Below are 10,955 nucleotides of genomic sequence, written 5' to 3'. Positions count from 1 at the left end.
ATTACATTTTTTTAAGTTTAACAATGAGCTAGTCCTGAGCATCTTCACCCATTACCATCGGAGTTCCGTCTTCCTCCAAGTAGGGAGACTCTTGGGCGTTCAACCAACGTTGCACCTTTTTACCGTAATACTTGAGTTTGGAATCCGGAATAACCATCTTACCGATAAATTCGGTCCGGTGAATATTGCACAACGTACAAATTAGGTCGGCTTTAAGGTAACTCCACTCTCCAAAATACCGCACACCATTCCCATCCCACCACCAGGGCTTCGGAAAATTCTCGCTCACAATGATTGTCATGCTATGCCCGAGGAAATAACTATTCCCGTCACGATCCTTACGCCAGTTGTATTCCGAGTTGAACTCTTCATTCTCCTCGATAACAACCGTAAATATCCGGTTATATTGCTTCAATTTTTCGCTCCGCAACATGATAATTTCCAAGTATGTTTCGTTGCTATTTGCCGGCAAGATGACTTCCGTGGGGATGGGACGGAAATCCTCGTTGACTTCTGCACGAAGCGTATCTACATCACATAATTCCGTACGAATTTTGATTTTCCTGTCGTAATCCGTCACGGTTCCAAAAAGATAAATAGGCAGTTTGAAGGTCTGTTCCTTGATGTCCCCGTCAATAACACCCCAAGTATCATATCGTAAGGTATCTCCCGAAATTCGAAAACTTTCTTTAGAGAAATAAACCGAACTTCCTCCTTCATAACAATCCAATTCCGTATGCTCGCATCCGCAACACAGTACCAGAGCTAGCATGTAAAGAAAAAACAAATATTTCATAGCGATGATAATTATTGTTAGTTATACATATCATTGTATTTAGATTCGCTTTCCGGAATCTGGGGCTGGTATTCGGCTACCCCCATTGTTCTCATACTGACATACTGGGGGTCATCTGAATCTATTATCTCACTATATTTCAATCGTTTATAATAATAAAAGAGTTGTCCTTCACCCCAAAATTCTCGAATATATTCTTTTTCCAACGTGCTGGCCAGCAAACTACTATTTGTCATTTCTTTAACACCACGATGAACTAATACCTGATTCAACCATTGCATCCCTTCTTCCGGTTCCGGTTCGCATTCCGCGGCGATATAGTAGGCCTCGGAAATCCTTAACATCGGCATCAAGTTGGAGGAAAGCGAATCTACCGTTGATTTGTATTTCTCAAAAAGATTGTAAGCGGAACTTCCCGCGGTCAACAGAGTCGAGAAGAAAGCAACGTAACGATAGTCATCCCTATTATTCTCAAAAATCTTTAGAATCTGGGAGTTTAAGGGAGCTAAAAGCATTTCGGAACTCAATGTATTCCCGTTAAAATAACTCGAATAGAGCCTTGTTACTCTTGAGTTTCTTAAACCAAAAACGATCTCATCAAAAAATACACGATCGGCATCTTCTTTCCCGGATGAAATATTTTGTCTGTTTACCCACGAGAACCATTTTTCCTGAGCATCTATCACGTTACGGGCCGCAGACAACGCATCCGACTTGTTCCCACGGTACAATTCCGCACGAGCCAAAAGCAATTGCACCGCATACCAGTTTAGACGCATTTTCCGGAAAGAGGTGAATGTATATGTATTTTCTTGCCAACTGCCCTCCGTACGAATCGGGTCATTCTCCAGCAGGTTACTTGCTTCACGAAGATCCGCAATGACATTGTTCATGAATTCCTCGGCGGCAAAGCGGGGATGTTCATTCAGCGAAAATATTTTGTAATAAGGCAATCGGGTAACATTATCGGACGGTTCGTAGAGAGGCCCGAACAAGCGGAAAATATCGAAGTGCAAGAAAGCTCTCAATCCAAGTGCTTCACCCTTGATAAGCTGATAATAGTCATCACTTAGCACGGCGCGCTGCTTCTCGCAATTCTCCAACAACTTGTTGATATTGGCAATCAAGTTATAGATTTTCTCCCAGATGCTCGCGAAACGAGTTCTGCACATCTCTCCCTGGTATTGATGCTCCACCAGATCGTGATAATAAACGGTACCTTCATTCACGTGATAACGTTGTGCCATGAGTTCTATCATTTCACATGACAGATAAGAACCATACAGGCTGGTATGATTCATCTCGATGTATATACCATTCAACGCATTCTCAAAGCCTTTTACCGAAGTGAAAGCAACGTCTTCTGCCACCCGGTCATAAGGCTGCACGTCCAACCAGTTGTTACAACCACTCAAAAAAGTGGCTGCCAGTAATATGTATAATAAGTTTTTCATGACTCTGATATATTTAAATTACAATATAAGGCCAATTGACAGTGATATGTTTCTGGCAAAAGGATAATACAATCCCCGTTCATCCTCTAACGTGGAGAAGCGTGCGATTGAATTCATATAGGCGTTGATATTCAACGAAGAAACTTTCAAATTTCTCTTCAGCCACTGACTGTCGAACGAGTATCCCAAACGCACGGACTCTATCGAAATATAATTCTCTTTCATCACGAAACGCGAAGACATCGGGGTATAGTCAAATAACGAGATTCCTTTGAATTGAGCCTTATCGCCCGGTTTTTTCCAACGATCGTACAAAGCACGTTTATCCTGATTGGAAGTAATACTACCCGAAGAGATATTCTCTACTTTATTGAATAGCGTGGAGTTAAACGCATCCGCCCCGAAACTGTAACGAATTTGCACGCTGGCGGAGAATCCTTTGTAATACAGTGTATTTCCCCACACGCCTTCAAGAGTCGGACGGGTATCGCCCACTTCCACCTCTTCGTCATAAGAGAAATCGTAAGTTAACACGCCATCTTTCCGTACGAAAATTTCCTTACCGGTAGCGGGATCAATCCCCCGAGACCGAACGGCCCACAACGCGGTCGGACTACCACCGTCGTAATATCTCACCATGTTTTTAGCAATATTCTCTTTATTGTACTGATCAAGGTTGTGACCGATCTTGTCGTAGTAAGCCTTCCCGTAACGGAAATTGACACTCATAGTATAATTGATTCCTTTTTTGGGATTGTAAAGGAAAGCATAACTCAAACTACCGTTGAATCCCTGATCTACTTGCACTCCGATATTCGCCCGCCGACTGGTAACTCCCATGGAAGAAGGCATTTTGATGGTGGCGATCAGCGGGTCGGTACGTTTATGGTAATAGTCGAAATTGATATGAAAACGGTTGGAAAACATACTCAAGTCCAAACCGATATTCTTGTCCAAAGTCCGCTGCCATTCCAAATCCGGGTCCCCGAAGGTGGAGATTAAAAGACCGGTACCGAAATCATTCAACATCCAGTTATTAAAATAATAGGTTGTAATAGCAGAATAAGAGCCGAAATTCTGGTTACCCGGGTTACCGATAGATGCCCGCACTTTCAATACATTGAATAAATTGGTATGATTCTTTAAAAAATTTTCTTTATGCAGGTTCCAAGCCACGCCGACAGCCCAGGTTGTCGAAAAACGCTTATTAGCCCCGAACACGGAGGTTCCGTCCGAACGCAAATTGACGTCTAACAGATAACGGTTGTCGTAAGCATATCCCCCGTTCAGGTAAAAATTGGCGTTGCGGGATTTACTCTCGGAGTAACCCGGCTTATCACCTTCCGGATATTGATTGGCAAAACTAGGCTTCGTGAAATTACCTTCCGGAAAACCTTGAGCACTAAAATTTTTACTAACCGTTTTGTTTTCGCTAACGCTCATACCCGCGGCAACGTTAATCATATGCTTTTCTCCCAATAACTGTCCGTAGGTAACGGTTAAATCCGCATTGTAATTCAACACGTCACTGTTGGAATTATTATAACTTCCTTTAAGCAGTGGGTCTGCCTTATCAAATTGGGTAGCATTCGGGGAAGTGAATACTTCACTTTCGCTATAGCTTTTGGTCAATCCCACACGTCCGCGAATGCTCAAAACATCAACCGGACGAATTTCAACACTAAAATTATCCCGGATACCGAAACTTTTCGCTTGGTTATAACTGTTCTGAAGATCATTGTACAAAGGATTCTCAACCCGGATAGTCCCGAAATTAATACCGGTAATATTTTCCACATGCCAGTCTTCCAGCCAACGTTCACTACTAGCCGATTTCTTTTCATAATAAGGATTGGTACTAGCGTATGTAGAGAAGGGAACTATCGGATTGTCACTGTTATTCCAGTCGACGGATAATTTGTTCACAAAATTGAAACCCTTTTTCCGGTAAACCAAGTCTAGGGACAAAGCGATAATGTCGCGGATTGAACTTTTCATCACTCCCTGGATTCCGGAATAATTAACCCCCAAACCATAACGCATTTGCTCGTCACCTCCTTCTATGTACAAATTATGCCGATGAGTAATTCCTAAACGTAAAGGTTCGGACATCCAATAAGAATCGACACCTCTCTTCACATTTTGTAGCAATTGATTATATCTCCCCGTCAATTGTTCTTGTATAATAGCCGACTCGCTCTCGAAGACTCCGGAGAGACGTTCGAATTCCAATTTCTCTTCTGCATTCATCAAGTTATAATCCGTCAAATCCGCAAAAGAAATATCCATACTACCGTTATAATTTAACCGAAGTTTCCCGCGTACCGGGGCTTTCGTTTCGATGACCACGACTCCGTTAGCCGCTTTTGAACCGTAAATGGCCGTAGAGGCCGCATCTTTCAAGATGGTCACGGATGCCACCCGGTCCATGTTTAAATCGACAACGGTTTGTAACGTGGTTTCAAATCCGTCCAGAATAAACAAAGGTTGGTTGGGATCTTGCCCGAACTCCTCTTTTAAGCCGACAATGCTACTTTTACCACGGATCTCAATGTCTGGTAAACGATTGGGGTCCGAACCGTACTCTTTGCTCTCCAACACATTAAAAGCCGGATCCAATGTTCTTAAACTCTGAATAATGTTTTGAGTTCCCACCATTTTCAAATCCTCGGTTTTGTAAGTTTTCGAAGAACCGGTAAAACTCTCTTTTTTACGGGTGTAAATACCGGTTACAACCACTTCTTCCAAGTCTTCTTTTTCTTCTTCCAAGACCACATCAATGGGTTGTTTGGCCTCCTTAACCACGAATTCCATGGTTTTCATTCCGACAAAAGAAAATACCAACGTGATTTTCTCCATCTGGGGCAACAGAATTTTGAAACACCCCTTGGTATCCGTAGACGTTCCAAGATGCGTTCCCTTAATCCTCACGGTTACACCCGGCAAGATTTCACCCGCCTTGTCCTTTACGATTCCCGTTAAAAATTTCTCTTTTTCTTGAGCAATTTCCCGCTTAAATTTCGGAGAAATAACAATCATATCATCCTCCAAACGATACCATAAATCCGTGTTTTTCAGACACTCGGCCATAACATCAGCAAGAGTCCGATTCTGCATATCCATACTCACTTTCCCGGCACGTTGCAGGATTTCATTACTGTAAACGAAATGATATCCCGTTTGTTTACTCAACAGTTCAAACACATGAATCAAAGAAGATTCATGCACAGAGATCGAAACTCTGTCTTGCGAAAAAACATTCGCATGAACCATAGAAAGATTTACGATCAAAAAATAAAGCAATAATTTCGCCGTTAAATACAATTTTCGAACGGCATCGAAATTCCTTCCGACATCAAACTCTTGACTTTTTTTCATACATTTGTAATGTTTTAATTATTTAAAATTGCCCTTTATTTAAAAGGACATCACTTAATTAGACAGGAAAGTGTTGGACCACTTTCCTGTTTTTCATCCATTCAATCCAAACGAACAATAATCATCCGATCCTTAATTTCAAATTTCACGCACGCCGCATATTCAATAATTTCCAATACCTTGTCTATTTTCTCGTATTTTTGAAAATTTGCTGTAAGATGTAAATCACGAATTTTATCGTCTGTCACAAATACTTCGACATCGTACCAACGTTCCAAGTCTTCCAATATTTCACCCAAACGCTTGTCTTTAAACACGAAACGCCGATCAATCCATCCGACATAATTTGACACGTTCACTTGCCGCACTTGTAATTCCCGGGTCGTTTCCGTGGCTTGCTGCCCGGGGTGGAGTGTCACCTGCTGTTGATTCCAATTTATTGTAACACAACCATCAACTAACGTGGTTTGGCGTTTAGAATTAGGATAAGCGGATATATTGAATGACGTTCCCAATACTTTTACATTCATGTCACCGACCTCAACATAAAAGGGACGTAAAGAATCTTTAGCCACCTCGAAATAAGCCTCACCCTTTAGTACAACTTTCCGTTGCTCTCCCGTAAAGCGATCGGGATATTGTAATTCAGAATCAGCATTCACCCACACCCGGGTACTATCCGATAAAATGATTTGATATTCTCCACCTCGCGGTATTCGCAACGTATGAACCTGTACGGTATTTTCAACAAATTTTCGCTGACGGTAATCTAATAGTTGCCCGTTATTTTCGAAATTTTCTCCTTCTACCCGGCGACATAATCCCTTGCCTTTCGCTTCCAATTCAATTTGCCGGCCATCAGACAAAACCAATTGCGCTTTGGGAGAACCGGGAAGAATTACATTAGTCACAACATTCTGCAATTCAGCATCCTGTTTTGAATTTCGATCTTGAAACCAAACCGTCAATCCCACAATGACAGCAACAATTGCAGCATAGGGAAGGCTACGTACGAAAAATTGCTTTTTCCGAGGATGCATCTTTGTTTTCAGTTGTTTCCAAGCGTCATCCGCGTCATATTGCATATATTCTTCCAAGCCCTCTTCCAAGTATGAACGAGATAAGACTTTATTATAAAAGTTCCGATTTTCCTCGCTCTCCTTTAACCATTTTTGTAATTCGATTATTTGCGATTTTTCAGCTTTCCCGTAGCGATTTAGCAATATCAATCGAGCTATTTCCTGAAATGTATGTTTATTTGAGTCCATTCCTTTTTACATTTTACCTACTTAATCCGGTAGAAATTAAAAAAGGATGACAAGATGTTTAATTTTTTTTCAGTAAAACAAAATCGCAAGTATGGGATAAAGATTTTGTAAACGCTCGCGCAAAAACTTTTTAGCACGTTGACGTTGTGTTTTCACGGTTGCTTTGGAGATATTCAATTGTTCGGTAATTTCTTGAATATCCAAATGGTCGATATAACTCATTTTAAAAATCCGTCGACATTCCGTCGGCAATTTTTCTATGGCAGCAAAAATCTCTTCAAACATTTCGGCTTCCACCTGATGCAAGAAATATTCATTCTCTTGATATTCTTGCAACTCCATTTCCCGTTGTATTCTTGCTCGATTGTTCATTTTTTCCCAATAACTCAACGTCTTACGTTGCACGCAACCATACAAAAAAGATTTCAAAGCTATCCAATTGGGAAAATGATATTGCTTTTTTTCATAAAAATGGAGAAATACTTCCTGCACGACATCTTTTGCTGCTTCTCTATCCCGTAAAAATTTATTGGCAAAGAAACACAACGAGGCATAATATTCACGGAAGACATATTCAAATGCTACCTCTTCTCCCTCGTTCAATTGCCGTAATAATATTTCTTGTGATGCCTGTTCTAATTTCATAAAACATGTTCCACCTTTACTCCATTCACAAAATAAAAGGCTCTCTAATTATGATCGTATTGACAAATATAGAAATTATTCTTTTCGAATGACATTGTATCTTTTATATGGAGAATAATTTAATCATGTAAAAGACACAATGTCATTCTAAAAGAATTTATCTTATTTTACTTGCTTTGCCCGACTTATCCGGGAATGCCGGGATTGCCGGAATTTCTTTCCTTTCGGTTTTTAGTTTTTCCAGAATTTCCTGAATAGCCCTGTTCAACTGTTGATCCTCCCCGTTATATTCCAGATAGGGATCGTTTTCAATATCTATATGAGGATAAACGCCCGTTCCCTCAATGATAAAATCACTACCGTCGGCAGCGAAAGGCGCGTAGGAAGGAGTGACTATAGACCCTCCGTCGACTACACGGATCGAACCGCTATACCCGACAACTCCACCCCATGTGCGACGTCCGATGATTGTTCCCAGCTTATTATACTTGAAACGATAGGGGAAGAGATCACCGTCCGATGCCGAATACTCGTTTACCAACAAGACTTTGGGGCCGAGGAATGTCCCCACGGGGCTTACCGATCCCGCTGTTTGATTCGTGTGCATCGTGTAGAAGGTCGGGGTACGCATCAGTCGCTCGGTAATCATGGGCGACACGTTCCCCCCGCCATTGCCCCGGTCATCAATGATCAGGGCCTTCTTTTGCAACTGCGGGTAATAATGTTTCACGAACTCGTTTAACCCGTCGACACCCATATCCGGGATATGGATATACCCGACCTCACCGTTCGTTGCCTCGCTCACCTTGCGGATATTGTTTTGTACCCAATTATAATAGTATAATTTCGATTCGTCAGCTAACGGAACGACCAATACCTCCCGGGCGCCTTTTTCCGTCGGGGTGGTGTTCACGGTCAATTCTACCGTCTTACCCGCCATATCAATCAATTCGGCAAACAGGTTATCGACTTTTTCCAACGATTTCCCGTTAATTGCCAGGATATAGTCTCCCTCTTTCACATCCACACCGGGCATGGTTAAAGGAGAACGGGTTGATGCATCCCAGTTGGCCCCTTCGATGATCTTGGTCACTTTAAAATACCCGGATTTATCTTTCACGAATTTGGCGCCCAGCAATCCCATGTTGATTCTCTCAGGCATAGGCACACGCCCGTTGATGGAATAAGCATGACCGACACTCAATTCTCCGATCATCTCTCCAATGATATAAGTCAAGTCCGTACGGTGATTGACGTAAGGTACCAGCACTTTATATTTTTCATACACGTGATCCCAATCCACGCCGTGCATGTTCTTGGCGTAAAAGAAATCACGCATCTGCCGCCAACTTTCATTATAAATCTGCATCCATTCCTGATGGTAATCAATCACTTTTTTCACACCTTTCGTGGCAACCGGACTACCCACGCTAGCAGAGATTACCGGAAGATCCACAACCTGGAACGCGGAACCGGAAAAAGCCACGGCCTTTTTATAACCGGGAGCGAACTCAATATTACCCCCCGTATCGGTTTCTCTCTTTCCATCCAGATCATACATCAACGTGCGGCCTCCCCGGTTATAGTATACCCGGTTGCCCAACATGTGTACATTACCATAATAATTCGATGCCAGCACAGGCAGTTCTATTAGTCGATTCTCTACATTAGAGAAATCGTACACGATTCCTTTATCTTCACTCTCTTTCTTCTTGTTATCCTTCTTCTCGACTACCGTTTCTTTTCGCACAATATCATTTTTCGGGGCAAAAGGTATCGGGGCTCCCTGAGCCAAAGGTAGAATATAGACCTTGTTCATGTCGGTATAAGCGTGATTCCACTCCGTCTGGCTATACGTCGGGGTGAATGAACGGGCAGAAACGAAAACCAGATATTTCCCGTCCTCGCTGAAATTGGGAGAAGCCGCACCAAACCAGCCATCCGTGACTTGATGTTTCTCGCCGCTTTCCGTGTTGTACACGATGATATTATTCATCGCCGCTTCCGGACGCACGTAAGTGATGTATTTACTATCCGGTGACCAGTTGTAAGAAGTCAAGGGACTGACACCCGATTTCTCGATCACTTTCCTATTCCCACTCTCCACGTCTGAAATGTTCAACGTGTTTCCTTTTTCGCTCCAAAGAATTTTCTTTGAATCAGGCGACCATTTATAATTGAAAATATAACTCTTCAAGTTCTTGATCAGTTTTCGTTCTTTCCCGGTCTGCACGTCCCGGAGGTAGATATTGAACTCCCCATCCTTATCAGACACGTAACTGATGTATTTCCCATCGGGCGACCATCCTGCCTGCATGTCATTCGCATCGGACGAGTTGGTCAGATTATAAGTAATCCCGGCATTCACAGGTAACGAGAAGATATCCCCGTGGGCGGCCACCACCACCCGTTCTCCCCCGGGAGAAGGAGCTACGCTTGAAATCTGCCCGCTCACGTCAGTCAACACCGGACGGGAATACGTCTGGTCGTTGTCTATATGTATCGTGATCTTGGATTCTTTACCGTTTTGCAGGTCATAAGCGTAAATGTATCCCCCCTGTTCGTACACGATCCGACGATCGCCGATAGCGGGAAATTTAATATCGTATTCTTTATAAGAGGTCAATTGTTTATCCTCTTTTGTATTCACGTTGTAAGCGAAAAGATTCATCACGTCGTTCCGATCGGATATATAATATATAGTATTCCCATCCGGAGACCACATGGGGAATACATCCTGCCGCTCGTTATTCGTGATTCTTTCGGATTTTTTGGTATCGAAATCAAAAACCCGGATGTCATCCGCCATCCCTCCCTGATAACGTTTCCAAGCCCGGAATTCCCGGAATATATAATTATAAGCCAATTTCTTCCCGTTCGGGGAATAAGAGGCGAAGCCCCCGTTCGTCAACGGAATCTCTTCTGACATGCCTCCCTCAACGGGAACCGTGAATAGTTGTCCCGTGAAATCGTTAAACGTGTATCTTCTGGAACGATAAAGGATACGTTTACTATCCGGGGTCCACCCGATGACCACGTTATTCGGTCCCATACGATCACCCAGATCATCCCGCTTTAAAGTTGCCGTGTAAGTCAGACGACGAGGCTCACCACCTTCCGCGGGGATAACAAATACTTCCGTGTTCCCGTCATACTGCCCGGTGAAAGCGATATATTTCCCGTCCGGCGAGATACGGGGAAACATCTCGCATCCCACGTGAGACGTCAGACGACGAGCCGTACCCCCGTCTGCCGAAACCAGATAAAGATCCCCGGCATACGAAAATACCAACTTGTCCCCGACGCTATGCGGGAACCTTAACAATCTCGCTTCTCCGGCTTGACACCACAACCCGGCTAGTAATAATCCTAATAAAATAGTAAACCTCTTCATAATAATTGAAAGTTGAAAAT

General features: G+C 42.8%; 6 protein-coding genes. All 6 read right to left on the bottom strand.

Annotation, left to right across the window (positions count from 1 at the left end):
• Positions 1–28: 28 nt before the first annotated feature.
• The 6 genes from DWW52_RS09600 to DWW52_RS09575 all read right to left on the bottom strand — a co-directional run bounded on the left by DWW52_RS09600 (position 29) and on the right by DWW52_RS09575 (position 10,935).
• Positions 29–796 carry a DUF4843 domain-containing protein gene (locus DWW52_RS09600; protein ID WP_118715279.1) on the bottom strand — a complete coding sequence of 256 codons (768 nt, stop codon included), beginning with the start codon at positions 794–796 and terminating at the stop codon, positions 29–31.
• Positions 797–813: 17 nt separating this feature from the next.
• Positions 814–2,250, bottom strand: a complete 1,437-nt coding sequence (locus DWW52_RS09595) for a RagB/SusD family nutrient uptake outer membrane protein (protein ID WP_118715278.1) — start codon at positions 2,248–2,250, stop codon at positions 814–816.
• 18 nt (positions 2,251–2,268) lie between these two features.
• Entirely contained in the window at positions 2,269–5,628 is a 3,360-nt protein-coding gene (locus DWW52_RS09590) for a SusC/RagA family TonB-linked outer membrane protein (protein WP_233556802.1), read from the bottom strand.
• A 101-nt stretch (positions 5,629–5,729) separates the two neighbouring features.
• Entirely contained in the window at positions 5,730–6,896 is a 1,167-nt protein-coding gene (locus DWW52_RS09585; RefSeq protein ID WP_118715277.1) for a FecR family protein, read from the bottom strand.
• Positions 6,897–6,965: 69 nt separating this feature from the next.
• Complete coding sequence (locus tag DWW52_RS09580) at positions 6,966–7,541, bottom strand: RNA polymerase sigma factor (RefSeq protein ID WP_118715276.1); 576 nt, start codon at positions 7,539–7,541, stop codon at positions 6,966–6,968.
• Between the two features lie 157 nt (positions 7,542–7,698).
• Positions 7,699–10,935 (bottom strand): S41 family peptidase, encoded by a 3,237-nt coding sequence (locus tag DWW52_RS09575; RefSeq protein WP_118715275.1) that lies wholly within the window; start codon positions 10,933–10,935, stop codon positions 7,699–7,701.
• Positions 10,936–10,955: the final 20 nt, after the last annotated feature.

This window comes from Odoribacter sp. AF15-53, assembly GCF_003479425.1.
In the GTDB taxonomy this organism is placed as follows: Bacteria; Bacteroidota; Bacteroidia; order Bacteroidales; family Marinifilaceae; genus Butyricimonas.
The sequence above is the reverse complement of the archived record's forward strand: the minus strand, read 5'-3'. Positions and strand labels throughout refer to the sequence as shown.